The organism is Pseudomonas sp. RIT-PI-S, assembly GCF_025642975.1.
Lineage (GTDB): Bacteria > Pseudomonadota > Gammaproteobacteria > Pseudomonadales > Pseudomonadaceae > Aquipseudomonas.
Window position 1 is genome coordinate 23,668 of sequence record NZ_JANZKJ010000020.1, and the last position, 23,829, is coordinate 47,496.

A 23,829-nucleotide genomic window follows, 5' to 3' on the forward strand; every position below is an offset into this window, starting at 1 on the left:
TAAAAGGTGTGTCTGCACATTACAATTCTGATTCAAGCCCAACAACAAAGAAGTTGTAACGCTTTGAAAAGTTTTCTGAACTCCAAAGAAATTGGAAAAATCGCCTGCAACCTCTAGCACTACCTTGCCTTCAGGGCAGTTACCAGCTCTTCTGCTCCCTGTTCGCTAGCGTACAGTTTCGCAAACGGCTTCACCCAACCATCGAGCTGCATAGTCCCAAGTTTCTGAGGCTCCACCAACTCAGACAAATCTGAGACAGGTATAAAATCCTTCGCCACGGCCAGCGCGTCGTCTCGGGTGACTTTTAAGCGCAACACAGGGGAATCCAACAGCTTGACCGTGTCTGTGTGGAGGTCATGCAATAATGGCGACGCAGTCACCTCCACGGCCTTGGCGTTGGTATGGATAAAGATCCGATAAACACCATAGAGTGCTGCCCTGTTAACTGAGTCAAGTTGCGACGACGCGGGCTCACCGGATAACACCATCGGGTGGAATGCGACTTCCAAGGGCGAAGTGGAGATAAGTTTGAACGTATCATTATCAGCGGAATAGTCTCCAAACTCTTCCACCATGGTCTCAACACTGTCAAAATGTTGAGGTTCCAGGGCTGCGGCTGATTGACAAAAAATAACAAACAAAGAAAGCGTCAACGCCTTAAACATGTTGGTTTTCATAGTGCTCCCTGCTTCGGTTATTAGTGTAACTTTGTGACTTCCGCCATTGAATAAGCCATACGACGGATCGTTTCCTTGTCGTAGTCGTTCAGCCCCCGTAAATAATCAAGTACCTCCCGCTCGAAAGCGTCCAGCGGCCCCGTTTGCCCATCTGCAGTGCTTCCGAAGATCACGAAATGGACGTCAACGCCCGCCTGGCCAGCGGCCAGAAGGTAGGCCGCATCTGGGCTGCGTTCATCTTTTTCATAATTGAGCTGCGTGTTCTTCGCTACCCCGCAGAGCGCGGCAAAGTCCGTCTGGCTCAGGCCCAAACGAGACCGCTCAGCCCTGAGCCTAGATCCAATGGTCATCGAAACCGCACCTCACGAGGTTGACAGGTACAAATTTGAGTACCATTATCGTTGTAAACCCACAGAAAACCACACGAATGAGCACTATGCCCAACCCGCCCATCAGCGAGCAAGCGCTGGACAAGGCCCGTTACCGGCTCGTCCAGCACGGCGTATCCACCAGCCGTTTTGCAAAGGAACACGGCCTGAACGCTAGTACCGTCTATGCCGTGCTAAATGGTCAATCCAAATGCCTGCGCGGTGAAGCCCACCGCGCTGCGGTATTACTCGGTATCAAGCAAGGTGCGGGCGAACTTACGGAAGTACAAGAATGTGGGAAACAGAACCATGGCGTGCAGCCTGAAGCATTGTGCCAATGCGCTGGGCATCGCCCACATAAGGCAGGCGCATGAGCGTTTACAAGCTGGTCTGCCCCCACTGCCACGGGAAGATGCGCATTCGCACCAGCGACGGTGTGCATATTTTTCTGCGGGTGGCTTACCTGCAATGCGTCCACGAGGGCTGCGGCTGGGCGTGCCGAGCCCAGTTTGAGATGACTCACGAACTGAGCCCTTCCGGTATGCCAAACCCGGCCATCGACTTGCCACTGGCCCCGAAGGCATTGCGCCTAGAAGCGCGGCGGCGCCCTACCACTGACCATCAAATGGACCTGACCGGCCTGGAGTAGCTGTTATGAATACCCGCATCCCTTTTGACTACCGTAGCGCCCTTCATCGCATGGCATTGGCATTTTTGGAGGATCACCAGGCCGCACACCTAAGCGGCGACCAGGCGCTATTTAGCCGTACCGTTGCCCATCTGCGCCATGAGCATGGCGTGGATGAAGCCTTGGCCCAACTGACCGCAAGCCGGGCCTACGGCGAATTTCGCAGCGCTGGCGAGCGCCGACACCTGGACGTGGCCAACAGCAGCAGATCTGTTGCCGTACTGACGGACCCGTCCAGCGGCCTGACCTACGCGGTACCCGTTGCCGTTATCTTCCGCTTGATCATTGACGCCCCCGAACGCCGCCGACTGCGCGCGGTGTACTGACCCTTCCCTGAGCAACCACCCACTGCCGTGGGTATGGGTGAACTACGCCCTAAATTCGGAAAAACCGCATGAAAACAGGCATCGAAATACGAATGAAATGGCGCCAAGGCGAGGCCTGCGCCTTGGCGCAGGCGCTGGGTGAACATCTGCGCCAGGCGCTGCAGGAACTCGGGCTCGATGTCCGGTCCCGCCACGTACCCGATGGGGTACGGACCCGCGCGATCCTAGATGGCTCCCCAGCCTTGCCAGCGCAGAAAGCCGCGCTGCAGAGGCTACGAGCATGATGCAGGAGCGCTTGCGCGCCGAGGTGCTGCATCGGCTGCAGGAGGCTTACGGCTTGAAAGCGCGCCCGGGCACGCAGTACCTTCGGGGCGGCACCTGCCCCGCCTGCGGCAAGAAGGAGCTCTATACCCGCAGCGACGCACCGTGGGTGGTGCGCTGCGGTCGCGAACGGGCATGCGCGGCCCAATGGCATGTGAAAGAGCTTTATGCAGACCTGTTCGACGACTGGAGCCGCCGAGCGCCGGCGACCGAACACGCCCCCGATGCCAGCGCCATCGCCTACCTGGAGTTTGCAAGGGGCTGCGGACTGACCTGGTTAAGGGACGATTCAGCCAGGAGCATTACTTCAACCGCGACCTCGGGATAGGCTCGGCGACCATTCGCTTCCCGCTCGAGCAGGGTGGTTACTGGGAACGGCTGATCGACCAGCCGCAACGCTTCGGCAAGATGAAAGCCCGCTTCAAGCCGGGCGAAAGCTACAAGGGCCATTGGTGGGCCTGCCAGCCAGAGGCGATGGTCCTCACCGAGGAGGTGTGGATCGTCGAGGGTATCTTCGATGCCATTGCGCTAGCGCAAAACGACCTGGTCGCCGTTGCTGCGCTGTCCTGCAATGCCTTCCCCGAAGCCTCGCTGCTGGCACTGGCCCAAGCGCGGGCCGGCGCCCTGCCGAAGCTGGTGTGGGCACTGGATAACGAACCTGCAGCCCGGCGGTACACCCGGCAGTGGGTAAAGAAGGCTGAAGCGCTAGGCTTCCGTTGCAGCGCCGCTCAGATTCCACAGCGCGACGGCCGCAAGGTGGACTGGAACGACCTGCATCAGCGCTGGGGTTTCCTAGAGGAAGAGGACCGCGCTGAGCGGGTAAGCAAAGACGTCGAAGAGGCGCGATATCACGGCGCACTGCTGCTGGCCGAAAGCGCGGTGGAGAAAGCGCTGTTGATGTATCAGTGGCGCGAGCGGGATGAGTTCCATTTCCGCCACGACGCCCGCCTGTACTGGTGGAAGCTGGACATCAGCAAATACAACAGCGCGTTCCAGGCGCTGGAGAGCAGCGACAAACACGAAGATCAACTGCTCGATGACAAAGCGCGACGGGAGAAAGCATTGCGCATGAGTGGCGGCGTGGTGGAAATCGCCAACTGCTACCCGCAAGCGCTGTACTTCCAGCGCAACGAGATCACCGACGAGTCTTGGTACTTCTTCCGCGTGGACTTTCCCCACGACGGCGAGCCGGTCAAAAACACGTTCACCGGCGCCCAACTGGCGGGGGCCAGCGAGTTTAAAAAGCGGCTGCTGGGCATGGCCGCCGGTGCGGTATTCACCGGCAGTGGACAGCAGCTGGACAAGATCATGAAAGACCAGCTGTTTGGCCTGAAGACGGTGCAGACCATCGACTTCGTGGGCTACAGCAAAGAGTACGGCTGCTACGTTTACGGCGACCTGGCGGTGAAGGCCGGGCAGTTGATAGCAGTCAACGACGAGGAATTTTTTGACTTCGGCAAGCTGCGCCTCAAGACGCTGCAGCGGGGTGTACCGATCCGCCTGCAACGCGATGCAAATACCTACGATGAGCGCTGGCTGCCGCTGCTCTGGACCTGCTTCGGCGCCAACGGGGTAACTGCTCTGGCGTTCTGGTTTGGCTCGCTGTTCGCCGAGCAGATCCGCACGCGCTACCAGTCCTTCCCGTTCCTTGAAGCGACGGGCGAGGCAGGTGCGGGCAAAACAACCTTACTCAATTTTCTGTGGAAGCTGTTCGGCCGCAATGGGTACGAAGGCTTCGACCCAGCGAAGTCCACCAAGGCTGGCCGGGCCCGGGCCATGGGCCAAACGGCCAACATGCCGGTGGTGTTGCTCGAATCCGACCGCAGCGGCGAGGGCCGCGCTCACGCGGTGACCTTTGACTACGACGAACTCAAGGACCTCTACAACGGCGGCACGCTCAGCACCCGGGGCTTGAAGACCGCCGGCAACGAAACTTACGAACCGCCCTTTCGCGCCACGATTGTGATCAGCCAGAACGCCGCGGTTGATGCCTCCGAAGCGGTGATGACGCGGATCGTGAAGTTGCATTTCAAGCGGCCAGAGGTGACAACCCAGAGCCGTGCGGCGGCAGACCGGCTAAACGCCCTGGAGGGCGAAACCCTCAGCCATTTTCTGGTGCGCGCCGTGCAGATGGAGGCCGCGATCCTGGAGCAACTGGCCGAGCGCATTCCGGTGTTCGAAGCCAAGCTGCGCCAGCTAAACACTCAATGCGCCAGCTGCGATGCGCCCTTCCCCGCCGGGCAAAAAGCTACCGGCTGCGCCTGCGGCGCGAGAGAGCGCGGGTACATCCGCGTAGAGCGGATCATCAAGAATCACGCACAGATGATGGCCTGTGTGGATGCGTTGCGCTTGGTGGTGCCCATGAGCGATGAGCAGGTGAGCCTCACCCGCCGCCACCTGATAGAAGCCGCCCTGGAGCGCCAGCGAGCCATCAGCGCCGATCATCCGTTCGTAACTGAATTCTGGGAGGTGTACGACTACCTCCAGGGCCTCGACGTAAACGGTCCAGTGGTCAACCACAGCAAGAACCCGAAACTAATCGCGGTAAACCTCAACGAATTCGCCGAACGCGCCGCCGAGCATCGGCAAAAACTGGCCGACGTCGGCGAGCTGCGCGCGCTGCTGCCGGCGTCGACCCAGCACAAATTTATCGACAAGAACCGCGCCGTAGATAGCGCTGTGAGGGCATACCAGGCCGGCCGACTAAACGGTACCTCTAACAAGTCACCCACGGTGAAGTGCTGGATTTTTGAGGCCTAGGGTCGGACCCAGGCTGGCATTTGAAAGGAGCAGACCATGCAAGCAGAAACGCCGATCAACTTGGAACAACGCTTTGCCTTTGAGGAATGGGCGAAGGGCCACGGGTTGGATGTACGTGCAGAGGGTGACGGTAGGTTTGTAGCGCCTGCCACACAGCTGGCTTGGGAGGGTTACCAGGCCTGTTGTCATAGGCTAGCAGGCCGCCAGCCGCTGGAGCTTTTCGCACGCATTCGCCCGCGTAGCGAGTACGCCCATCAGGCCAACCGGATGATCCGTGACGGCCACCGCTATCCCTTCCCGGTTGCGTTAGCCCGAGATACGAACGGCTATGTGGTTAAGGGCGGCGTGGGCGGGTGCTATCGGCTCAAGGATGTGGATTTGATCGCAGTGGTGGATGGCGCAGAGCTGGAGCTCACTGGGAAGCGAGGCGGCAAATGAAGGAATCGCCGAACGGGCCCGGGCTGCTGGTGATCGCCGGCGAAGCGCTAGGGGTGGCGGGGCTCATTGTGGTTATGGCGTATGCGGTGCCGTTGGGATTGGAGTTGATGCAGTTGTGAATCACGTGGCGCCAGCGCGTAAACGTCAGTGCAGTAGAGGAACCAATGAACACAGCATTTCTATTAATGGCCCAATACAACGGCCTCGCGGTGATTCCGCTGGAAAGGGTTTGCCGGGACTATTTCAGCCCGCTTACGCCTGAGTCGCTCAAGCGCAAGCTAGCAAGTGGAGAAATTGACTTACCTATGGTGCAGATGACTCGGTCGCAAAAAGGCGCCAGGGGGGTTGCTCTGGTCGATTTGGCGAACTACCTCGACCGGCAATGCGAGCTAGCCAGAACGGAGAATGACAAGCTGCAAAACCGCAGCCCCCATAGAGCCTGCAAAACCGTCGGGTAGTCAGCGGCGACTACCCAGCTTCACGGGCGAAGCAAGAATTTTGGGAAGCCAATTCCACCCGTCATAGGGGTCACCGCGCCCTCTAAGATGGGTGTACCTGCGCATCGAGTTCCAGTCTCTGTGGCCGGACACACTGGCCACCCGTGGAATATCCCAATCCATTTCGAACAATCGGCTCACACCGTCATGGCGAAGGTCATGGAAGCGCAGGTCTTCGACGCCTACCATCTTGCAGGCCCTAGTCCAGGAAGTTGATACAGAATCGCTGTTGTAAGGAAATATCCGCGCGCAGTGGCGCGGCATGCTTAGAATCAACTGCAGCGCTTCGGTGGGCAGGTGACACCACACGTTATTGCCGATTTTCTGACCTGGGTTCTTCATATCGCGCACTAATACGCGACTGCCGGCTTCGTCCAGATCGTCCCAACGGATCCGGCAGATCTCGTCTTGCCGCCGTGTGGAAAAAATAGCGAAGGCGAGCAATCGTGGCATGTGCGAGGCGCTAGGTCGACGCTCAAGTATTCCGAAGAAGTGCTCAAGGAGCTTCTCCAACTCCTCGCGGGTTGGCCGTCGATCACGCTCACGGCTCCTGCTGACCATGCCGAGCTTGCGAAGAACCGCGCGAGCCTGAGTCATTGCATGCGGATCAATTTCATAGCCCCAGGCCGGCTTGGCCACACTCAGTACAGCGCCCAGATGTGAAAGGTCATTGCCTACCGTCTGCGCCTGCACGCCTCCACCCTCGGCGGACATTCGCCACTGGGCGTATTCAACGAGCTTCTGGCTAGTAAGCTCAGTCTCGGCAAGCGTACCCAACCAGCGGGCCTTCAAAGCGATGAGCGTGGCCCGCTTGGTCTTGCCAAGCGGGCGAATGCGCTCGTATTCATCTAGGTAGCGTTGGATGATTTCGGCGAGGGTGGCTTGGCCGCCGCGCTGGGCCAAGGCCAGGCCGCCAGGCTGTGCGAGTTCCGATTCCCGTCGCGCGCCCCAGCTTTTGGCCGCCAGCAGGCGGTTAAAGGTCTGGCATTCTTGATAGACTACGGCACCATTCCTTTTGATGCGGATTTGCACGGTGTAGACCGCTGTGCCGTCCTTCTTTTTTCGCTTTCGTATCGTTGCCATTGGCCGGTGGTAAACCTCGTTTTCGGGGGGGTACATTTTACCCCCGAGCCTTCGAAAACCCACCGAAAGCGGTAAAAACGAGCCCAAATCTGACGCCTAAAATGACACAAGAAATTGCTTCAAACCCAGCAACCACGCGCCCTGCGCTGTCCCGGCGCTTTAGCGTTGCCCCGATGATGGATTGGACGGACCGCCACTGCCGGTTCTTCTTGCGCCAGTTATCCCGGCATGCCCTCCTCTATACCGAAATGGTCACTACCGGAGCGTTGCTCAACGGCGATGCCGCGCGGTTCCTGCAGCACGATGCGGAGGAATACCCGCTGGCCCTGCAACTGGGCGGCAGCGTGCCAGCAGACCTGGCAGCGTGCGCCAAGCTTGCCGAGGCGGCCGGGTACGATGAAGTGAACCTCAACGTAGGTTGCCCAAGCGACCGGGTGCAGAACAACATGATCGGCGCGTGCCTGATGGCACATCCGGGGTTGGTGGCACAGTGCATCAAGGCCATGCAGGATGCGGTTAGCATTCCTGTGACGGTCAAGCACCGCATTGGCATCAATGGGCGGGACAGCTACGAACAGCTTTGCGATTTTGTAGGCCAGGTCGCCGAAACCGGTTGCACCAGCTTCACAGTGCATGCGCGCATCGCCATTCTCGAAGGGCTATCACCCAAGGAAAACCGTGAGGTGCCGCCGCTGCGCTATGACGTGGTAGCGCGGCTCAAGGAGGATTTCCCGGGCCTGGAGATGATACTCAACGGCGGTATCAAGACCCTGGAAGAGTGCTTGAGCCACCTGCAGATATTCGATGGGGTCATGCTTGGCCGGGAGGCGTATCATAACCCCTACCTGCTGGCGAACGTGGACCAACGGCTGTTCGGCAGTAGCGCGCCAGCGATCAGCCGCAGCGAAGCCCTGGCGCGGATGCGCCCCTATATCGCCGCACACATCGCTGCGGGCGGGGCGATGCACCACGTCACCCGGCACATGCTCGGGTTGGCTCAGGGCTTCCCAGGCGCCCGGCGCTTCCGCCAGCTGTTATCGGTGGACATCCACAAGGCGCCAGATCCGCTGGCGCTGCTCGATCAAGCCGCCGTGTTGCTCGAAGGTCGCTGAGCCGGAACCCAGCACGGTTCACGCACTCGAAGGTCGTATTCTTTTGCTAGCTACGGCCCGTTGAGGGCCCGGCGCTGCTGGGGTAATGTCGTTAAACCGTACAGGACAGAGAACGCTTATGACTTCCAAGCTGGAACAACTGAAACAATTCACCACCATCGTGGCTGATACCGGCGACCTGGACGCCATCAAGCGCCTTAAACCGCAAGATGCGACCACCAACCCGTCCCTGCTGCTCAAGGCCGCCAGCCTCCCTGGCTATGCCGAAGTGCTGAAAAAAACCATTAGCGAATCCAATGGCGACGTCGGCGTGGCCGCGGATGCCCTGTCGGTCGCAGTAGGCGGTGAAATCCTTAAATCCATCGATGGCCGCATTTCCACTGAAGTGGACGCGCGCCTGTCGTTCGACACACAGGCCATGCTCAGCAAGGCCAACCACCTGATCGAGCTGTACGAAAAGGCGGGCGTGGGCAAGGATCGCGTGCTGATCAAACTCGCCTCCACCTGGGAAGGCATCCGCGCCGCCGAGCAACTGGAGAAGGACGGCATTCAGTGCAACCTGACGCTGCTGTTCTCCTTTGCCCAGGCCGCAGCCTGCGCCGATGCGGGTGTGTTCCTGATTTCGCCGTTCGTGGGGCGTATCTACGACTGGTACAAAAAGGCCAACAATACCGACTACACCGGCGCCGAAGATCCGGGCGTGCAATCGGTTACCCGCATTTATAACTACTACAAGGCCAATGACTACAAAACCGTGGTCATGGGCGCGAGCTTCCGTAACACCAGCCAGATTGAACAACTGGCTGGTTGCGATCGCCTGACCATCAGCCCGGAACTTCTGGACAAGCTCCTCCAGGATGAAGGTTCGCTGGAACGCAAGCTCAAGCCTGGAACCGGCGGCGAAGCCAAGCTGCAACTCGATGAAGCCAAGTTCCGCTGGCTGTCAAACGAGGACGCCATGGCCACCGAAAAACTGGCCGAAGGCATTCGCCAATTTGCTCGGGATCAGGAAAAACTCGAGAAATTGATCAAAGAATACAAGGGCTGATATTGGCAGCGGGCGGCGTCACCCGGCGCCGCTCTACAACGCTGCAACGTTGGGAATCGATGACACGGTGGAAGCTGTGTCAGCTACGCTCGAGAGCGCTGACCAGGTCGTGGAAGGCTTCGCGGTTCGAGTCGTTCAGGCCCATGAGGATCTTGTGCGCTTCTAGCACCTTGGAGCGAACCACCTCTTCGGACTGGTCTTGGGAAGGCAGGTCGGTCAAGCATTCCGGGCACGGGATTGGCCGGTCGACGATATTGAATACCTGGTCGAACCCCATGGACGCCAACAGCCGGGTGATGTCCTCATGGGTGGTCACCACCGTCGGTAGAAGGCCGACCTTCTGTCGCGACAAGATAGAGAGCTTGGCCAGCAACCCTAGGGTAGTGCTGTCGATACTGCGCGTTTCGGTCAAGTCGATAACGATGGCCGAAAAATCCAGGGCGGAAAAGATTCGCTCTATGGTTGCATCCAGGGCAGAACAAAGCGTAAGGCGCACTTCCCCAACGAACTTGAGGACAAACGTGCCGCTCTGTTCGGCGAACTGGATTCTACCGGTACTCATTCAAAATTCCTGCTAAGCACCAACATGGCGATGTCGTCCGGCATCTCTCCAAGGGTGGCCAATCCGAACTTCTGGCGCAAGCCATCCAGGCTACCGCCTGCGGCCTTGACGATTTCCGGCAAGGCGGCTTCTTTATCTTTGAGCGTTTCTCCCGGCAAAAGGTCCAGAATGCCATCGGAGAACAATGTCAGGCTGAAGCGTTCCGGCAGCTCTACCACATGGTTGGTGTAACTGGCTTCATCGAACAGCCCCACAGGCAAACCACGCCCTTGAAGATAATGCGCCTGGTCTCCGGTAAAGAACACCGGCAAAGGCAAGTGCCCGCCAATGCTATAGGTGAGCCGGCCCGTTTCTTCATTGATCACACCGCCCACCATCGTCACATGCTTGCCCAGCTTGCAGTTGATCAAACCACGGTTGATATGCGACAGCACATCGGAGGGCCTGAACTCGGGCATCAAACCGTTGCGCCTCGACTCAAACATCAGGCGGGTGGTCATGAATTTCAAGAGCACCGTGACGAATGCCGACGAAGCGCCATGCCCAGATACATCCGCCAGATAAAATGCCACCCGGCGCTCATCGACGCGGAAACAATCAACGAAATCACCGGACAAGTACAGCGAGGGGATAATCTGGTGTTCGAAGCGAAAGCCGTCGGTTACCCAAGGGTTCACCGGAAGCATGTTCATCTGCACTTGACGGCCCGCGTTCTGGTCCTCTTGAAGCAGATGCAGGCTCGCTTCGAGTTCGCGATTGGCGGCCTCGAGTTTTTCTCGGTAGCGTTGGTTTTCGCGCATCAAGCGGGAGCGATCGAGCGCCCTGTGCACGGAGTGCTCAAGCACCGCGAGGTCTTCCAGCGGCTTGATGAGGTAGTCCGCCGCGCCCAGGCGCAATGCTTCTACCGCGTCGCTCATCACGCCTGCACCGGACACCACGATGACTGGAACGCCGGCACCTCGCTCGCTGATCTGCCGAATGATTTCCAGGCCGCCGATCTGTGGCATGCGCAGGTCACAGATGATCAGGTCAGGGCGTGTTTCCTCGAACACTTCCAGGCCGCGCTGGCCATTACTGGCCTGCAGAACGAGGAAGCCGCTGTCTTCCAGGTAGGCGGCCAGGCTGGCGCGCACTACATCGTCATCGTCGATTATGAGCAGCGTTGCACTGGAGTTTTGCATTTGGGCAAACGGCGCCAGAAATGGGTTGGCATCAGGAAGGCTCGGCCGGGGCTGGACGGCATTGCTGGTTTCTTTTCTAGCCCCTCCTGTACGGTGTAGGTCAATTAACCCTGCACGGCAAATATTGGAGGTGCCCTGTAAGGCGCAGACGGTACTCCCATCCGCCTGGCGTTTCAAGCGGGCACCGATGGTCGCACGGCCCCTTTACACCGTAATTGACGCGGCGTTATAAAACCGTGAAAGCTTTTTGTCCCAATCGAAGGAAGAGAACATGGGCCAGCTGGACCAGCAGTACAGCGAAAAACGGGATTTCATTCGCATGACGGTCGACGCCGAGGTCACCGCCACGGCACGTGGAGAGCGAATTCAGGCCATTTGTCATGACCTTTCAGGGAATGGCATTCAATTGCGGGCTAAATGCCAATGGGAGGCGGGCGACAAGGTGCAGGTGCACTTGCCATCCCACTCCCGTGAACTCGCGGATTACGACGCTACTACAGAAGTAGTGCGGGTCGAAGAACTGGCAGACGGTTACCGCTTGCTGGGGCTAAGCGTTATCAAGGAATAACGCAGCGGGGAGGCGCGCAATGCCCCTCCCCTGCCTACTCTGGAATCAGAAGTCGTCTTCTACCTTGCCATCCTTGACCTTGAACTCGCGGTTCTGGAGGTAGGCATTGCGCAAGAACACGTACTTGTCGCCGTTGATCAGCTTCTCAGCAGACAGCAGGCTGGCCCGGGTATCGATGATGTCCGCGCCGAGTATGGTATTGCGCGTAGGTACATGGTCGATGTACCGATACGGGCGAGCATAGGTATCCGGGTATTTGCCAATAGCGTCTCGAACAGTGCTCGGGCCGAAGAACGGCAGCATCACATAAGGCCCGCTGGCCACGCCCCAATAGCCGAGCGTCTGGCCGAAGTCCTCGTCACTGCGTCGCAAGCCCATGCGGGTGCCCACATCAAAGAACCCCAAAACCCCGAAGGTGGTGTTGAAGATCAGCCGCGCCGTGTCCTTGCCAGCCTCGGCGGGCTTGGCCTGGAGCACATTATTTACCAGGTTTGTGACGTCGCCCACATTCCTGAACATATTATGAATGCCGTCCTCGAGAAACTGCGGTGTCACAGCTTCATAGCCCTTGGCAAGAGGCTTGAGGGTGTAGGTGTCGAGCGTGTCGTTGAAGCGGAAGATCGCCCGGTTCACACCTTCCCAGGGGTCTTCATCCGCCGCTAGGCCAAGCGCTGGCACCACGGCCAGACCTACCGCCAGGCAAGTTCCGGCGAAACGATTGAACAGGGCCACACCCTTGCAACGCATAAGCAATTCCTCATGGATAAGGGCAAACGATCCTGCGCATGCCCGCTTCAAAACGTCCTCAGTATAAGACTTAAGTACGCCCTTGCGCAGGCGGGCGTCGGCGGCATTGCACGTTAATGTCGCCTAAGCTGATGACGATGCAAGGGATTTTTTACCAGCTTCCGGCGGTCAATGCCTGTGTCTACTTACAAGGAGAACGTTATGCCGGTCCAAGAACTGCAAGCCCAACTGGACGCCCTGCGCGAGGAGCTGGACCGAAACCCTCCTGCCACCCAGGAAGAGCGAGATGAACTTGCCCAACTGATGCAGCAGATCGAAGCAAGGGTTCAGCTCGAGAATGCCACTCACGCCGACAGCCTTGTGGACAACGTGAACTACGCCGCGGAGCGCTTCGAAGTGAAGCATCCAGGCCTTGCTGGGGCGCTGCGCAACGTCATCCAGACCCTAGGCAATATCGGCGTCTAGCCCCACCCACGCGTGCACCCGTTTGCCGCCCGCGCTTACTGACGCACCAGCCTGGCGTTATCGAAGGCAACGGCGTGGGTGCTGCGATAGGGGTTGATGTCCAGCCCGCCACGGCGCACATAACGTGCGAACACCGTCAAACGCTCTGGCTTGAGCAGGCGCTGCAGATCGAGGAACACCCGCTCCACGCATTGTTCGTGGAAGTCGGAATGCTCGCGGAAGCTCACCAGATAGGCTAGGAAGCTGGCGTGGTCCAAGGCCGCGCCAGTATAGCTGACCGCCAGGCTGCCCCAATCGGGTTGGCCCGTTACCGGGCAATTGGAACGCAGCAGATGGCTATGCAGGCTCTCTTCCACAATCGTGCCTTCGTCGCAGCGCAGTAGCTCCGGCCGTGGGTGGCGGTAGTCGCTGGGGGCAATATCCAGATCGTCCACGCAAACGCCAGGCAGCCCCGCTACGCCCTCGGCCTGGACCTCCGCCAGTGTCCGGATGCGCACGCCTACCGGCTTGCCCGCTGCGGCAGATAAGTCTCGCTCCAGGCAAACCCGCAGCGCTTCATCGGTTTCGAACGGCGTCTGGTTGAGGGAGTTGAGGTACAGCTTGAAGGACTTGGACTCGATGATGTTGGGCGAGTCCGCCGGGATCGCGAACTCGCCAATGGCTACCACCGGTTTTCCGGACGGCAGCAACCAGGACAATTCATAGCAGTTCCACAGGTCCACGCCCACATAGGGCAAGGTGCTGGCGGTCAAGCCCAGCTCGGCCCACTTTGCCAGGCGAGGAATGGGAAACAACAGGCTGGGCGTGTAGGTGGACACATACTGGCTGGCTTTGCCCAAGGGCGAGTGTTCGGCGGCGGGATGCATCGTGGCGGACCTGAAAAACGAAAGGCGGCTATTCTACCGGCTTGGCGCTCCCGCCTGCACCCTGCCCCCGGCCGCTGATCAGTAAATTCAATCGGTGGGATGCGCGCCCTCTACTTGTCGGTTCGCCCAGTGTGAACGATGCTTGCTCAGCCAATGTGCGACCTTCCTACCAACAACAACGGGGCCGGCCATGAAAACAGTAGCGCAACTTATCAAGCTCAAGACGCACGTTGACGTCTTCACCATCGGCCCAGACCAGATGGTGCTGGACGCCCTGAAGCTTATGGCCGAGAAGAACGTAGGTGCCCTGCCGGTGGTGGAGAATGGCCAGGTAGTCGGCGTGGTGAGCGAGCGAGACTATGCCCGCAAGATGGTCCTGGCCGGGCGCTCTTCGGTAGGTACGCCGGTACGGGCGATCATGAGCGCCCCGGTGGTGACCGTTGGCCCGAGCGAAAGCGTGGAGCGGTGCATGAACACGATGACCGACAGCCATTTGCGCCATCTGCCGGTAGTGGAGGACGGGCAATTGGTGGGCCTGTTGTCCATCGGCGACCTGGTCAAGGAAGCGATCGCCGAACAGGCCAGCCTGATCAATCAGCTCGAGCAGTACATCCGCGGTGAGTGACACTCACCGCGAGCGCCGGTTTATTCGTAGCGCAAGGCGTAGGCCGGCTCGACCTGCGAGGCACGCCAGGCGGGGTACAGGGTTGCCAGGAAGCTCAGCACCAGCCCTGCCCCGCTGACCAACGCGACATCTGGCCACTGCAACTGCGACGGCAGATTGCTGATGAAGTACACATCGGAGGTAAAGATGTGCTGGCCGGTGACGCGCTCCAGCCAGCCGACGATCTGGCTCACGTTCAGCGCCACCACGATGCCCAGCACGCTTCCCACCAGCGTGCCGATGACGCCGATGATGCTGCCCTGAACCATGAAGGTGGCCATCACCTGCCGCGGGGTGGCACCGATGGTTCGCAAAATGGCAATGTCCGCGCCCTTCTCGTTCACCACCATCACCAGCGTGGCGATGATGTTGAACGCTGCCACCGCAACGATCATCAGCAACAATAGCCCGATCATGGTTTTTTCCATTTTCATCGCGGCAAACAGGCTGCCCTGGGTATGGGTCCAGTCGTCGGGGTGATACCCCTGCCCCAGTTGGCCAGAAATGCTTTTGGCGACCTCTGGCGCGGCCCAGAGATCACGAACCTTCAAGCGCACGCTCTGGACCTGCCCAGGCTGCCACTTCTGGATGTCCGCGGCGTCCGCCATGTGAATCAACGCCAGCGAGCCGTCGATTTCCGCGCCTACACGGAAGATCCCTACCACGTTCAAGCGCTGCATGCGCGGAGTGATGCCGCCTGGGGCGTTGCTCGCTTCCGGCACGATCAGCGTGAGCTTGTCGCCTACCCCCAGGCGGAACCGCCTGGCAGTGATATCGCCGATCACTACCCCATATTCACCCGGCACCAATTGCTGCAGGCTGCCTTGGGTAATGTGGCTGGCAACGATGGACACCTTGGCTTCTTGTGCGGGGTCCACGCCGCTGAGCTGGATCGGTTGCATCGCGCCTTTATAGGAGAGCATGCCATCGAGTTCGGTAAACGGCGCCGCGGCGACCACCTCCGGATTACGCAGCGCCGCCTCGGCCACCGGGCGCCAGTCGTTGAGCGGGGTATCCCCCACCACGGTGGCGTGCGGCACCATGCCAAGGATCCGCGCGCTCATCTCCCGCTGGAAGCCGTTCATGACCGAAAGCACCACGATCATGGCCAGCACGCCTAGCGCCAGGCCGATCATCGAGGTCATGGAGATGAAGGAAATGAAGTGATTGCGGCGCTTGGCACGGGTGTAACGAGCGCCGATGAAGAGGGGCAAGGGTCTGAACATGCGCGGGCACCGTGGAAAATAAAGGCGGGAGGCGGCGAGCGCCCCCGGGAATCAGAGCGGCACCAGCCGGCCTTCGTCCAGTTTGAGCACGCGATCCATCTGCCGGGCCAGGGCCGGGTCATGGGTCACGACCAAAAAGGCGGTACGCAGCGAACGGCTCAGCTCCAGCATCAGGTCCTGAATGCCTTGAGCGGTATGTTGGTCCAGGTTACCGGTAGGCTCGTCGAGCATGACCAGCCCGGGGCGGTTCACCAACGCGCGTGCAATAGCCACTCGCTGGCGTTCGCCGCCGGACAGCTCCGCGGGCTTGTGCGCCAAGCGGTGCCCCAGGCCGACCCGCTCGAGCAGCTCGGTCGCTCGTTGGCGAGCTTCTGGAATGGGGGTGCGGCCAATCAACAGCGGCATGCACACGTTTTCCAGCGCGGTAAACTCAGCGAGCAGGTGGTGGAACTGATAAACGAAGCCCAGTGCGCGATTGCGCAGCAGGCCGCGGTCTCGCTCATTGAGCGAGGACAACTGCTCGCCGGCCAGCCACACGCTGCCCTGGCTTGGGGTGTCCAGGCCGCCGAGGAGGTTGAGCAGCGTACTCTTGCCCGAACCTGAAGTCCCCACGATCGCCACCCGCTCGCCGGCATACAGCTCCAGCTCCAGGTTCGCCAACACCACCACTGATTCCGGGCCCTCTTCATAGGCCTTGCCCAGGTTGCGGCAACTCAGTACGGCTTTTTCACTCATGCCCAATTCACTCATAACGTAGCGCCTCCGCAGGCTGGGTGCGCGCTGCGCGCCAGGCCGGGTACAACGTGGCAAGGAAACTCAAGGCCAGCGCCGCACCACAGACCAGGAGCACGTCCTGGGCCATCAGCTGCGACGGGATGTAATCGATGAAGTAGACGTCCGGGTTGAGGAATTTATGCCCGAGGAGCCCTTCGAGGCCGGCGATGGCCCGGCTCACGTTCAGCGCGCCGAGGACGCCGAGGGCGCCGCCCACCAAGGTACCGATCACCCCGATGATGGTGCCCTGAACCATGAACACGCCCATGATCTGCCGTGGGGTCATGCCCAGCGTACGCAAGATGGCGATGTCGCCTCGCTTGTCGTTCACCACCATCACCAGGGTGGAAATGATGTTGAACGCCGCCACCGCAACGATCAGCAGCAACAGCAGGCCGATCATGTTCTTTTCCATGCGGATGGCCTGGTACAGGTTGCCATGGGTGCGGGTCCAATCGCGGGTGTAATAGTCCGCGCCGAGCTGTTGGGCAAGCTGGTAGGCCCCTCGGGGTGCCTGGAACAGATCGTCGAACTTGAGCCGCAACCCCTGCACCTCTCCGGCTTTCCAGCGGTGCAGGCGGCCGAGGTCCTCGAGGTTGGCCAGGCCCAGGTAGCCGTCGATTTCACCGGCGCCCACGTGGAAGATGCCGGTGACGGTGAAGCGCTTCATGCGCGGGAACATCCCGGCCGGGGTAACGGTGACCTCAGGGGCCACGAAGGTGACCTTGTCGCCTACCTTCACGCCGAGCTTGGTGGCCGCTTTGTCACCGATCATCAGGCCAAAACCGCCGCTGGCGAGGTCCGCCAGCTGGCCTTCGCGGAGAAAGGCGTCGACGATCGAAACCTTCGCCTCCTGGGCAGGGTCGATACCGTTGAGCAACACCTTCTGGACCTGGCCATCGTGGGTCAACAGCCCTTGCAGCTGAGTGAAGGGCGCAACGGCGGCGACACCAGGATACTGCCCTGCCTTGGCGGCAAGTGCCGGCCAGTCGGCGATGGGCTGGGCGGCTTCGATGGTGGCGTGGGGCACCATGCCCAGCACGCGGTTGCGCATCTCGCGGTCGAAACCGTTCATGACCGACAGCACCACGATCATCACGATCACGCCCAGCGCCAGGCCGGTCATGGAGGTCAGTGAAATAAACGAAACGAAATGATTCCGACGCCTGGCGCGGGTGTAGCGCGCGCCGATGAAGGCAAATAGAGGTCTGAACATGTAAGTGCTTGTTCGAGTGAAAGGAACATCCGTGTGGCGAGGCCGCCGCAGCGGTCGTACACTCGGACCACAACCGCCAACTTGGGTTCGCCATGCCGACATCAGATGACGCAGAGCGCCGCGAATACTACCGTATCGAGGACCGCATCGCACTTGAAATAACCCCGCTGGACGACTCGCTCGAAGCGCCGTCGGAGGGATCGCCGCTGTTCAACCTGCTCAGTGAACTGCACTTGAGCGAGTTCGAATCCCAGCACTTGCTGCGCCAGTTGGGCGACGCCAACCGCGCGCTGAGCGGCTTCCTGAAAGCGCAGAACAAACGTATCGACCTGCTCAGCCAGGTGCTTGCGCAAATGCTGTTGGGTTCGCTCGGCGATCCACGCCCGGTCGTGATGTCCGAAGCCGGGCTGGACTTCCACAACCCCTCGCCGTTCGCCCCCGGCACCCGCCTGGACATGAAGATGGCGTTCATGCCGCAAGCGCTTGGCATGATGCTTCGGGCTCGCGTGGTGCACTGCAACACCCTGGCTGAAGGCGGCTATGCCATCGGCGTGGAGTTCGAGGGCAGCACTGACGCCCAGCGTCAGCTGCTGGCCCGGTACGTCTTGCAGAAACAGGCGATGGAACGTCGCCAGGCCCGCGACCAGGCACTGGACGCAGTCTGACCCCACTACTACAAGGAACCAGCTGTGACCTTGATCTACGGCCACCGCGGCGCGAAAGGCGAAGCCCCCGAGAACACCCTTGCCAGTTTCCAGCAATGCCTGGAGCACGGCATAAAACGTTGCGAATTGGACTTGCACCTGTCCAGCGACGGCGAGCTGATGGTCATCCATGATCCGACCCTCAAGCGCACCACCGACCGCCGCGGCAAGGTCGTGGACTATACCGCCGATGAGCTGGCCGGGATCGATGCCCGCAAGGGCGGCCCAGGCTGGCGCACGCCCTGCCCCATCCCCCGGCTAGAAACCTTGTTCGAACAATGCCCTTTCGAGCACTGGCAACTGGAAGTGAAGAGCGCATCACGCACCCGGGCGGCGACCACGGTGCTGAACATCCGCGAGCTGGCCCAGCGCCATGGCCTGCTGGACAAGGTCACCATCACGTCGAGTTCGCGCGAGGTGCTACGCGCTGCGACTGACTTGGTACCGGACATTTCCCGCGGCCTGGTCGCTGAATACGCCTGGCTGGACCCGCTGAAGGTCGCGCAGAACTACGGCTGCCAGTTCCTGGCCCTGAACTGGACCTTGTGCACTCCCGAGCGCCTGCTCAAGGCACAGCGCCAGGGCTTGCATGTGTCGGTATGGACGGTGAACGAACCGGCACTGATGCGCCGGCTCGCCGATTTCGGCGTGGACAGCCTGATCACAGACTTTCCCGGTTTGGCCAGCGCCACCCTCGAGAATCGCTGAAGGCTTGCGCCCCGGCCGGCTCGGGCCACCGGCCGGAGCCGCTCAAAAAAGCCGGTTCAGGCCGTCGTAGGCCGCTACCCGATAGGCTTCGGCCATGGTCGGGTAGTTGAAGGTGGTGTTCACAAAGTACTTCAAGGTGTTCAGCTCGCCAGGTTGGTTCATGATCGCCTGGCCGATGTGGACGATTTCCGAAGCCTGGTCGCCGAAGCAGTGAACGCCCAGCACCTGCAAGGTTTCCCGATGGAACAGGATCTTCAGCATGCCCACCGGCTCGTTGGAGATCTGTGCCCGGGCCATGCCCTTGAAGAATGCCTTGCCTATTTCGTAGGGAATCCGGTCCCGGGTCAGCTCCTGCTCGGTGCGGCCCAGCGAGCTGATCTCCGGGATGGTATAGATGCCCGTGGGCACGTCATTGACGAAGCGCCAGCTACCGTTGTCGACGATGGTGCCCGCAGCGGAGCGCCCCTGGTCGTAGGCAGCGCTGGCAAGGCTTGGCCAGCCGATCACATCGCCGGCACCATAAATAGTGGGTACGCTAGTGCGATAGCTTTCGTCCACGTCGATCTGGCCCCGGCTGTTGACCTTGATCCCGATGTTTTCAAGGCCAAGGCGGTCAGTGTTGCCGGTGCGGCCGTTACACCAGAGCAAGGCGTCGGCCTTGATCTTCTTGCCGGACTTGAGATGCAGGATAACGCCGCTGTCCATCCCCTCGACGCGCTCGTACTCTTCCTGGTGGCGAACCATCACGTTGTTGTTGCTGAAGTGATAACTCAGGCCCTGGGAGATTTCCGAGTCCAGGAAGCTCAGCAATTGCTCGCGGTTATCCACCAGCTCGACCAAAACGCCCAGCCCGCTGAAGATCGATGCGTATTCGCAGCCGATCACCCCTGCGCCATAAATGATCAGCTTGCGGGGGGTGTGGGTCAGGCCCAGGATGGTGTCACTGTCGTAGATGCGCGGGTGGCTGAAGTCGATGTCCGCCGGGCGGTACGGCCGCGAGCCCGTGGCAATGATGACCTGCTTGGCCACCAGCTTCTCCTGTGCTCCGTTGGAGCACACGACCTGCACGGTCTGCTCATCGGAGAAGCTGCCCGTGCCGAAGAACACATCCACGCGGTTGCGCGCGTAATAACTGGTGCGCGAGGCGACCTGTTTGGCGATCACCCGCTCAGCGCTTTTGAGAACGTCGGGGAAGGAGAACCAGCGGGGCTCGCCGATGACCCGGAACATCTCGTTGGTGTTGAACTGGATGATCTGCTTGACCGAGTGGCGCAAGGCCTTGGAGGGGATGGTTCCCAGGTGGGTGCAGTTGCCGCCGACCTGCCGACGGCTATCGACCATTGCGACCTTGCGTCCTGCCTTGGCGGCGTTCATTGCCGCCCCTTCACCTGCCGGGCCAGAACCCAGCACCACTACATCGTAGTTGTAGACAGCCATGCGTACTCCTTCAAAACAGGCCGCTGCGCCTCTGGGCTGCTGCGGCACGAAATGCCCGGACCGGCACCGAATCGTTGTGCAGTCTAGCCAAGCCTGCAAGGCGCGAACATTAACCCTTGGTTGAGCGATTGGCTATCTCGGCGTCACGACAATTGTAGTTACCGCTTTGGTAATAATCCCGCCATTGGGGCGGCACTAGTGCCCGCGATATGGCGATCTGCTAGCTGGGCAGAACGGATTTCATTTGCCCCTGTCCATTGCTTACACATAAGGTTACAAATCCGCCTCCTAGACCGTCAGGCGAGCGGCAACCCTTGCCGCAGGTGTCTGAAACAGGGATTCCCTCCACTCCAATCGATAATCGGGTACCTACATGGCCTCTTCGACAGGCAAGGGCAAGGCGATCTTTCGCGTTGTCAGCGGCAACTTCCTCGAGATGTTCGACTTCATGGTGTATGGCTTTTACGCCACCGCTATCGCGGCCACCTTCTTCCCCACCGACAGCGCTTTCGCCTCGCTGATGCTCTCGTTGGCTACCTTCGGCGCCGGCTTCCTGATGCGGCCGCTGGGCGCCATCGTGCTGGGCGCTTACATCGACCGTCACGGCCGTCGCCGCGGCCTGATCGTGACCCTGGGCCTGATGGCCATGGGCACACTGCTCATCGCCCTCGTTCCCGGCTACGCCAGCATCGGCTTGGCGGCGCCGGTACTGGTGCTCGTCGGCCGCCTGCTGCAAGGGTTCTCGGCAGGTGTCGAGCTGGGAGGCGTATCGGTGTACCTGGCCGAAATCGCCACACCGGGCCACAAGGGGTTCTTCGTGAGTTGGCAATCGGCCAGCCAGCAAGTGGCGGTTGTGTTTGCCGGGCTGCTGGGGGTGATCCTGCACCACTTCCTCTCCCCAGACGAGATGAGCCAATGGGGCTGGCGCGTGCCCTTCCTGATCGGCTGCCTGATCGTGCCCGTGATCTTCTTCATCCGCCGCTCTTTGGAAGAAACGCCAGAGTTCCAGGCGCGCACGCACCGGCCAAGCATGCGACAAGTGTTGACCTCTATCGGCCAGAACTTCGGGCTTGTGATCGCAGGCATGGCCATGGTGGTGATGACGACCGTGTCCTTCTATCTGATCACCGCCTATACCCCGACCTTTGGCAAGGCCGAGCTGCACCTCTCCGAGCTGGATGCGCTGATCGTCACCATGTGCATCGGTTTGTCCAACTTCATTTGGCTGCCGGTCATGGGCGCGGTGTCCGACCGCATCGGCCGCAAGCCGCTGCTGGTCACCACCACGGTGCTGGCGATCATTACGGCCTACCCCCTGCTGTCTTGGCTGGTTGGCGCGCCGAGTTTCGCGCACTTGTTGATGGTCGGGCTTTGGCTGTCCTTCCTCTACGGCTCTTACAACGGCGCCATGGTGGTTGCGCTTACCGAGATCATGCCCAAGGAAGTGCGCACCACGGGTTTCTCGCTGGCCTACAGCCTGGCCACCGCGACCTTTGGCGGCTTTACCCCGGCAGCCTGCACCTGGCTGATTCATGAACTGGGCAATCAAGCCGCGCCGGGCCTTTGGCTCAGTGGTGCCGCGGTGATGGGGCTGGCAGCGACGCTCTACCTGTTCCGCACCAACCCGCAGTTGCGCACGGCCCACGCGATGTAGAACACCCTTGGGGGGCGACGGCAGCCCGTGCATGCCCTGGGGCAGGTTCAACGTTCGCGGGCTATTGCCCACTCCCAGGGTTCATGAGCACAAAAAAGCCCCGGCCTGTTCAGGACCGGGGCTTTTTTGTGGATCAGGCAAAACTTACTTCGGGAAAGCCGGCGGGTTGACCCCGGCCATGTCTTCCATCACGCGGATCACCTGGCAGCTGTAACCGAACTCGTTGTCGTACCAGACGTACAGCACCACGCGGTTGTCATTGCAGATAGTCGCTTCGGCATCGACCACGCCGGCGTAGCGCGAGCCTACGAAGTCGGTAGACACCACCTCGGTGGAGCTGACGAAGTCGATCTGGCGAGACAGGTCCGAATGCAGCGCCACGTAGCGCAGGTATTCGTTGATTTCGTCGCGGCTGGTGGCGGTGTCCAGGTTCAGGTTCAGGATCGCCATGGACACGTTCGGCGTCGGTACGCGAATCGCATTGCCAGTGAGCTTGCCCGCCAGTTCCGGCAGGGCCTTGGCAGCTGCGGTGGCGGCACCGGTTTCGGTGATGACCATGTTCAGCGCGGCGCTACGGCCACGGCGCGAGCCCTTGTGGAAGTTGTCGATCAGGTTCTGGTCGTTGGTGTACGAATGAACGGTCTCGACGTGACCGTTGGCGATGCCGAACTTGTCGTTGATGGCCTTGAGCACCGGAACGATGGCGTTGGTGGTGCAGGATGCAGCCGAAACGATCTTGTCTTCCGCCGTGATCAACCCGTGGTTGATGCCGTGCACGATGTTCTTCAGCTTGCCCTTGCCAGGCGCGGTGAGGATCACCCGGTCAACGCCAGGGCAGGCCAGGTGCTGGCTGAGGCCCTCGGCGTCACGCCATACGCCGGTGTTGTCTACCAACAGCGCGTTCTGGATGCCGTACTGGGTGTAGTCCACCTCGTTCGGTGCCTTGGCGTAGATGACCTGAATCAGGTTGCCGTTGATGTTCAGGGTGTTGGCTTCTTCGTCCACCAGGATGGTGCCGTCGAAGGAGCCGTGAACCGAGTCGCGGCGCAGCAGGCTGGCGCGCTTGCTCAGGTCGTCGGACGAGCCTTTGCGGACCACGATCGCACGCAGGCGCAGGCCGTCGCCACCACCGGTCTTCTCGATCATGATACGCGCCAGCAGGCGGCCGATCCGGCCGAAACCGTACAGCACCACGTCCTGGCCCTTGCGATGACCGGCTTCGGTGGTCTGCTTGCCGACCACATCGGCCAGCTCCTCGCGAACGAAGGCATCGGCGCTGCGGCCATTACCTTCGGCCTTGAACTTGACCGCCAGCTTGCCCAGGTCGACCGAAGCCGCGCCCAGCTTGAGCTCGCTCATGGCCTTGAGCAGGGGGAAAGTCTCGTGCACCGACAGCTCGCTCTCGTCGACCTGGCGGTGACGGGCGAAACGATGCGCCTTGAGGATCGCAATAACGGAACGGTTGATCAGGCTGCGGCCGTAGATCGAGGTCACCACGTTATTGTTGCGGTAAAGCTGACCGATCAACGGGATCATCGCCTCGGCGAGCGCTTCACGATCGATCCATTCACCAAGGCACTGGTCGGGCTTCTGATTCACGGGAACCTTCCACATGTAGGGAGAGAAAAAAGGAGCTACATTATGACTTCGGCCGTTGCGCCAAAGCAATGCGCTCCCGTCAGCACGGCTGCATTGACCGCCACAGAGCCTTTAAGTTCTTGACCGCCGGGGCGTTCTTT

27 protein-coding genes and 1 pseudogene are annotated in these 23,829 nt (G+C 60.4%); 16 read left to right on the forward strand and 12 right to left on the reverse strand.

Annotation, left to right across the window (positions count from 1 at the left end):
- Window positions 1-119: 119 nt before the first annotated feature.
- The gene (locus tag OGL93_RS20985; RefSeq protein WP_263264909.1) at window positions 120-677 is read right to left on the reverse strand and encodes a hypothetical protein; all 558 of its coding nucleotides are present in this window, start codon (window positions 675-677) and stop codon (window positions 120-122) included.
- A 20-nt stretch (window positions 678-697) separates the two neighbouring features.
- On the reverse strand, window positions 698-1,027 hold the full coding sequence (locus OGL93_RS20990) for a helix-turn-helix transcriptional regulator (protein ID WP_263264910.1): 330 nt from the start codon (window positions 1,025-1,027) through the stop codon (window positions 698-700).
- Between the two features lie 35 nt (window positions 1,028-1,062).
- Between OGL93_RS20990 and OGL93_RS22270 the strand changes: the two genes are divergently transcribed.
- The 8 genes and pseudogenes from OGL93_RS22270 to OGL93_RS21030 all read left to right on the forward strand — a co-directional run bounded on the left by OGL93_RS22270 (window position 1,063) and on the right by OGL93_RS21030 (window position 6,036).
- Entirely contained in the window at window positions 1,063-1,419 is a 357-nt protein-coding gene (locus OGL93_RS22270) for a DNA-binding protein (protein WP_346659658.1), read from the forward strand.
- Window positions 1,416-1,694, forward strand: a complete 279-nt coding sequence (locus tag OGL93_RS21000; protein ID WP_263264911.1) for an ogr/Delta-like zinc finger family protein — start codon at window positions 1,416-1,418, stop codon at window positions 1,692-1,694. Before OGL93_RS22270 ends, OGL93_RS21000 begins: the two co-directional genes overlap by 4 nt.
- A gap of 5 nt (window positions 1,695-1,699) precedes the next feature.
- Window positions 1,700-2,059 carry a hypothetical protein gene (locus OGL93_RS21005; RefSeq protein WP_263264912.1) on the forward strand — a complete coding sequence of 120 codons (360 nt, stop codon included), beginning with the start codon at window positions 1,700-1,702 and terminating at the stop codon, window positions 2,057-2,059.
- Between the two features lie 92 nt (window positions 2,060-2,151).
- Window positions 2,152-2,343 (forward strand): hypothetical protein, encoded by a 192-nt coding sequence (locus OGL93_RS21010; protein WP_263264913.1) that lies wholly within the window; start codon window positions 2,152-2,154, stop codon window positions 2,341-2,343.
- Window positions 2,343-5,140, forward strand: a pseudogene (locus tag OGL93_RS21015) (toprim domain-containing protein). The gene OGL93_RS21010 and the pseudogene OGL93_RS21015 overlap by 1 nt, the downstream one beginning before the upstream one ends.
- Window positions 5,141-5,176: 36 nt before the next feature.
- Window positions 5,177-5,578 carry a hypothetical protein gene (locus OGL93_RS21020; protein WP_263264914.1) on the forward strand — a complete coding sequence of 134 codons (402 nt, stop codon included), beginning with the start codon at window positions 5,177-5,179 and terminating at the stop codon, window positions 5,576-5,578.
- On the forward strand, window positions 5,575-5,697 hold the full coding sequence (locus OGL93_RS21025) for a hypothetical protein (RefSeq protein ID WP_263264915.1): 123 nt from the start codon (window positions 5,575-5,577) through the stop codon (window positions 5,695-5,697). The genes OGL93_RS21020 and OGL93_RS21025 overlap by 4 nt, the downstream gene beginning before the upstream one ends.
- Before the next feature lie 45 nt (window positions 5,698-5,742).
- The gene (locus OGL93_RS21030; protein ID WP_263264916.1) at window positions 5,743-6,036 is read left to right on the forward strand and encodes a pyocin activator PrtN family protein; all 294 of its coding nucleotides are present in this window, start codon (window positions 5,743-5,745) and stop codon (window positions 6,034-6,036) included.
- On the opposite strand, the gene OGL93_RS21035 is transcribed toward OGL93_RS21030, so the two are convergent.
- Window positions 6,037-7,194, reverse strand: coding sequence for a site-specific integrase (locus tag OGL93_RS21035; protein ID WP_263264918.1), 1,158 nt, complete (start codon window positions 7,192-7,194; stop codon window positions 6,037-6,039).
- Window positions 7,195-7,259: 65 nt separating this feature from the next.
- Here OGL93_RS21035 and dusA point away from each other — a divergent pair, with 65 nt between their 5' ends.
- A complete protein-coding gene (gene dusA, locus OGL93_RS21040) occupies window positions 7,260-8,270 on the forward strand; it encodes a tRNA dihydrouridine(20/20a) synthase DusA (RefSeq protein WP_263264919.1) in 1,011 nt (336 codons plus the stop codon).
- Between the two features lie 118 nt (window positions 8,271-8,388).
- On the forward strand, window positions 8,389-9,318 hold the full coding sequence (gene tal / locus OGL93_RS21045) for a transaldolase (protein WP_263264920.1): 930 nt from the start codon (window positions 8,389-8,391) through the stop codon (window positions 9,316-9,318).
- A gap of 79 nt (window positions 9,319-9,397) precedes the next feature.
- Here the strand turns inward: tal and rssC are convergent, their stop codons facing one another.
- A complete protein-coding gene (gene rssC / locus OGL93_RS21050; protein ID WP_263264922.1) occupies window positions 9,398-9,880 on the reverse strand; it encodes an anti-sigma factor antagonist RssC in 483 nt (160 codons plus the stop codon).
- Window positions 9,877-11,061 (reverse strand): two-component system response regulator RssB, encoded by a 1,185-nt coding sequence (rssB, locus tag OGL93_RS21055; RefSeq protein ID WP_263264923.1) that lies wholly within the window; start codon window positions 11,059-11,061, stop codon window positions 9,877-9,879. The genes rssC and rssB overlap by 4 nt, the downstream gene beginning before the upstream one ends.
- Window positions 11,062-11,332: 271 nt before the next feature.
- On the opposite strand from rssB, the gene OGL93_RS21060 reads away from it, so the two are divergent.
- The gene (locus tag OGL93_RS21060; protein ID WP_263264924.1) at window positions 11,333-11,629 is read left to right on the forward strand and encodes a PilZ domain-containing protein; all 297 of its coding nucleotides are present in this window, start codon (window positions 11,333-11,335) and stop codon (window positions 11,627-11,629) included.
- Between the two features lie 45 nt (window positions 11,630-11,674).
- Here the strand turns inward: OGL93_RS21060 and OGL93_RS21065 are convergent, their stop codons facing one another.
- Window positions 11,675-12,376, reverse strand: coding sequence for a VacJ family lipoprotein (locus OGL93_RS21065; protein ID WP_263264926.1), 702 nt, complete (start codon window positions 12,374-12,376; stop codon window positions 11,675-11,677).
- Between the two features lie 201 nt (window positions 12,377-12,577).
- Here OGL93_RS21065 and OGL93_RS21070 point away from each other — a divergent pair, with 201 nt between their 5' ends.
- Window positions 12,578-12,841 (forward strand): DUF4404 family protein, encoded by a 264-nt coding sequence (locus OGL93_RS21070; protein WP_263264927.1) that lies wholly within the window; start codon window positions 12,578-12,580, stop codon window positions 12,839-12,841.
- A gap of 35 nt (window positions 12,842-12,876) precedes the next feature.
- On the opposite strand, the gene queF is transcribed toward OGL93_RS21070, so the two are convergent.
- A complete protein-coding gene (queF, locus tag OGL93_RS21075) occupies window positions 12,877-13,707 on the reverse strand; it encodes an NADPH-dependent 7-cyano-7-deazaguanine reductase QueF (protein ID WP_263264928.1) in 831 nt (276 codons plus the stop codon).
- 190 nt (window positions 13,708-13,897) lie between these two features.
- On the opposite strand from queF, the gene OGL93_RS21080 reads away from it, so the two are divergent.
- Window positions 13,898-14,332, forward strand: coding sequence for a CBS domain-containing protein (locus tag OGL93_RS21080; RefSeq protein WP_263264929.1), 435 nt, complete (start codon window positions 13,898-13,900; stop codon window positions 14,330-14,332).
- 20 nt (window positions 14,333-14,352) lie between these two features.
- Here OGL93_RS21080 and OGL93_RS21085 read toward each other — a convergent pair whose 3' ends face one another.
- Genes OGL93_RS21085 through OGL93_RS21095 form a run of 3 tightly spaced genes read right to left on the reverse strand, consistent with a single transcriptional unit; the run spans window position 14,353 to window position 17,587 of the window.
- Window positions 14,353-15,597 (reverse strand): lipoprotein-releasing ABC transporter permease subunit, encoded by a 1,245-nt coding sequence (locus OGL93_RS21085; protein WP_263264930.1) that lies wholly within the window; start codon window positions 15,595-15,597, stop codon window positions 14,353-14,355.
- A gap of 51 nt (window positions 15,598-15,648) precedes the next feature.
- Window positions 15,649-16,332, reverse strand: coding sequence for a lipoprotein-releasing ABC transporter ATP-binding protein LolD (gene lolD, locus OGL93_RS21090; protein WP_263264971.1), 684 nt, complete (start codon window positions 16,330-16,332; stop codon window positions 15,649-15,651).
- Between the two features lie 7 nt (window positions 16,333-16,339).
- Window positions 16,340-17,587, reverse strand: coding sequence for a lipoprotein-releasing ABC transporter permease subunit (locus tag OGL93_RS21095; protein WP_263264932.1), 1,248 nt, complete (start codon window positions 17,585-17,587; stop codon window positions 16,340-16,342).
- Between the two features lie 92 nt (window positions 17,588-17,679).
- On the opposite strand from OGL93_RS21095, the gene OGL93_RS21100 reads away from it, so the two are divergent.
- Together OGL93_RS21100 and OGL93_RS21105 are read left to right on the forward strand one after the other, a co-directional pair.
- A complete protein-coding gene (locus tag OGL93_RS21100) occupies window positions 17,680-18,252 on the forward strand; it encodes a PilZ domain-containing protein (RefSeq protein WP_263264934.1) in 573 nt (190 codons plus the stop codon).
- A 24-nt stretch (window positions 18,253-18,276) separates the two neighbouring features.
- Complete coding sequence (locus tag OGL93_RS21105; protein WP_263264935.1) at window positions 18,277-18,999, forward strand: glycerophosphodiester phosphodiesterase family protein; 723 nt, start codon at window positions 18,277-18,279, stop codon at window positions 18,997-18,999.
- 42 nt (window positions 19,000-19,041) lie between these two features.
- On the opposite strand, the gene sthA is transcribed toward OGL93_RS21105, so the two are convergent.
- Window positions 19,042-20,436 (reverse strand): Si-specific NAD(P)(+) transhydrogenase, encoded by a 1,395-nt coding sequence (gene sthA / locus OGL93_RS21110; RefSeq protein WP_263264937.1) that lies wholly within the window; start codon window positions 20,434-20,436, stop codon window positions 19,042-19,044.
- 373 nt (window positions 20,437-20,809) lie between these two features.
- Here sthA and OGL93_RS21115 point away from each other — a divergent pair, with 373 nt between their 5' ends.
- Window positions 20,810-22,090 (forward strand): MFS transporter, encoded by a 1,281-nt coding sequence (locus OGL93_RS21115; protein WP_263264939.1) that lies wholly within the window; start codon window positions 20,810-20,812, stop codon window positions 22,088-22,090.
- Between the two features lie 144 nt (window positions 22,091-22,234).
- Here OGL93_RS21115 and OGL93_RS21120 read toward each other — a convergent pair whose 3' ends face one another.
- On the reverse strand, window positions 22,235-23,704 hold the full coding sequence (locus OGL93_RS21120; protein WP_263264940.1) for a glyceraldehyde-3-phosphate dehydrogenase: 1,470 nt from the start codon (window positions 23,702-23,704) through the stop codon (window positions 22,235-22,237).
- Window positions 23,705-23,829: the final 125 nt, after the last annotated feature.

Bases quoted from the DNA above. Each gene is read 5' to 3' on its own strand.
- OGL93_RS21035 (WP_263264918.1), bottom strand. From the start codon at position 7,194: ATGTACCCCCCCGAAAACGAGGTTTACCACCGGCCAATGGCAACGATA.
- OGL93_RS21020 (WP_263264914.1), top strand. From the start codon at position 5,177: ATGCAAGCAGAAACGCCGATCAACTTGGAACAACGCTTTGCCTTTGAG.
- OGL93_RS21060 (WP_263264924.1), top strand. From the start codon at position 11,333: ATGGGCCAGCTGGACCAGCAGTACAGCGAAAAACGGGATTTCATTCGC.
- OGL93_RS20990 (WP_263264910.1), bottom strand. From the start codon at position 1,027: ATGACCATTGGATCTAGGCTCAGGGCTGAGCGGTCTCGTTTGGGCCTG.
- OGL93_RS21120 (WP_263264940.1), bottom strand. From the start codon at position 23,704: ATGTGGAAGGTTCCCGTGAATCAGAAGCCCGACCAGTGCCTTGGTGAA.
- OGL93_RS21000 (WP_263264911.1), top strand. From the start codon at position 1,416: ATGAGCGTTTACAAGCTGGTCTGCCCCCACTGCCACGGGAAGATGCGC.
- rssC (WP_263264922.1), bottom strand. From the start codon at position 9,880: ATGAGTACCGGTAGAATCCAGTTCGCCGAACAGAGCGGCACGTTTGTC.
- dusA (WP_263264919.1), top strand. From the start codon at position 7,260: ATGACACAAGAAATTGCTTCAAACCCAGCAACCACGCGCCCTGCGCTG.
- sthA (WP_263264937.1), bottom strand. From the start codon at position 20,436: ATGGCTGTCTACAACTACGATGTAGTGGTGCTGGGTTCTGGCCCGGCA.
- OGL93_RS21005 (WP_263264912.1), top strand. From the start codon at position 1,700: ATGAATACCCGCATCCCTTTTGACTACCGTAGCGCCCTTCATCGCATG.
- OGL93_RS21100 (WP_263264934.1), top strand. From the start codon at position 17,680: ATGCCGACATCAGATGACGCAGAGCGCCGCGAATACTACCGTATCGAG.
- OGL93_RS21025 (WP_263264915.1), top strand. From the start codon at position 5,575: ATGAAGGAATCGCCGAACGGGCCCGGGCTGCTGGTGATCGCCGGCGAA.
- OGL93_RS20985 (WP_263264909.1), bottom strand. From the start codon at position 677: ATGAAAACCAACATGTTTAAGGCGTTGACGCTTTCTTTGTTTGTTATT.
- OGL93_RS21115 (WP_263264939.1), top strand. From the start codon at position 20,810: ATGGCCTCTTCGACAGGCAAGGGCAAGGCGATCTTTCGCGTTGTCAGC.
- queF (WP_263264928.1), bottom strand. From the start codon at position 13,707: ATGCATCCCGCCGCCGAACACTCGCCCTTGGGCAAAGCCAGCCAGTAT.
- OGL93_RS21030 (WP_263264916.1), top strand. From the start codon at position 5,743: ATGAACACAGCATTTCTATTAATGGCCCAATACAACGGCCTCGCGGTG.
- lolD (WP_263264971.1), bottom strand. From the start codon at position 16,332: ATGAGTGAAAAAGCCGTACTGAGTTGCCGCAACCTGGGCAAGGCCTAT.
- OGL93_RS21095 (WP_263264932.1), bottom strand. From the start codon at position 17,587: ATGTTCAGACCTCTATTTGCCTTCATCGGCGCGCGCTACACCCGCGCC.
- OGL93_RS21010 (WP_263264913.1), top strand. From the start codon at position 2,152: ATGAAATGGCGCCAAGGCGAGGCCTGCGCCTTGGCGCAGGCGCTGGGT.
- OGL93_RS21085 (WP_263264930.1), bottom strand. From the start codon at position 15,597: ATGTTCAGACCCTTGCCCCTCTTCATCGGCGCTCGTTACACCCGTGCC.
- tal (WP_263264920.1), top strand. From the start codon at position 8,389: ATGACTTCCAAGCTGGAACAACTGAAACAATTCACCACCATCGTGGCT.
- rssB (WP_263264923.1), bottom strand. From the start codon at position 11,061: ATGCAAAACTCCAGTGCAACGCTGCTCATAATCGACGATGACGATGTA.
- OGL93_RS21065 (WP_263264926.1), bottom strand. From the start codon at position 12,376: ATGCGTTGCAAGGGTGTGGCCCTGTTCAATCGTTTCGCCGGAACTTGC.
- OGL93_RS21070 (WP_263264927.1), top strand. From the start codon at position 12,578: ATGCCGGTCCAAGAACTGCAAGCCCAACTGGACGCCCTGCGCGAGGAG.
- OGL93_RS21080 (WP_263264929.1), top strand. From the start codon at position 13,898: ATGAAAACAGTAGCGCAACTTATCAAGCTCAAGACGCACGTTGACGTC.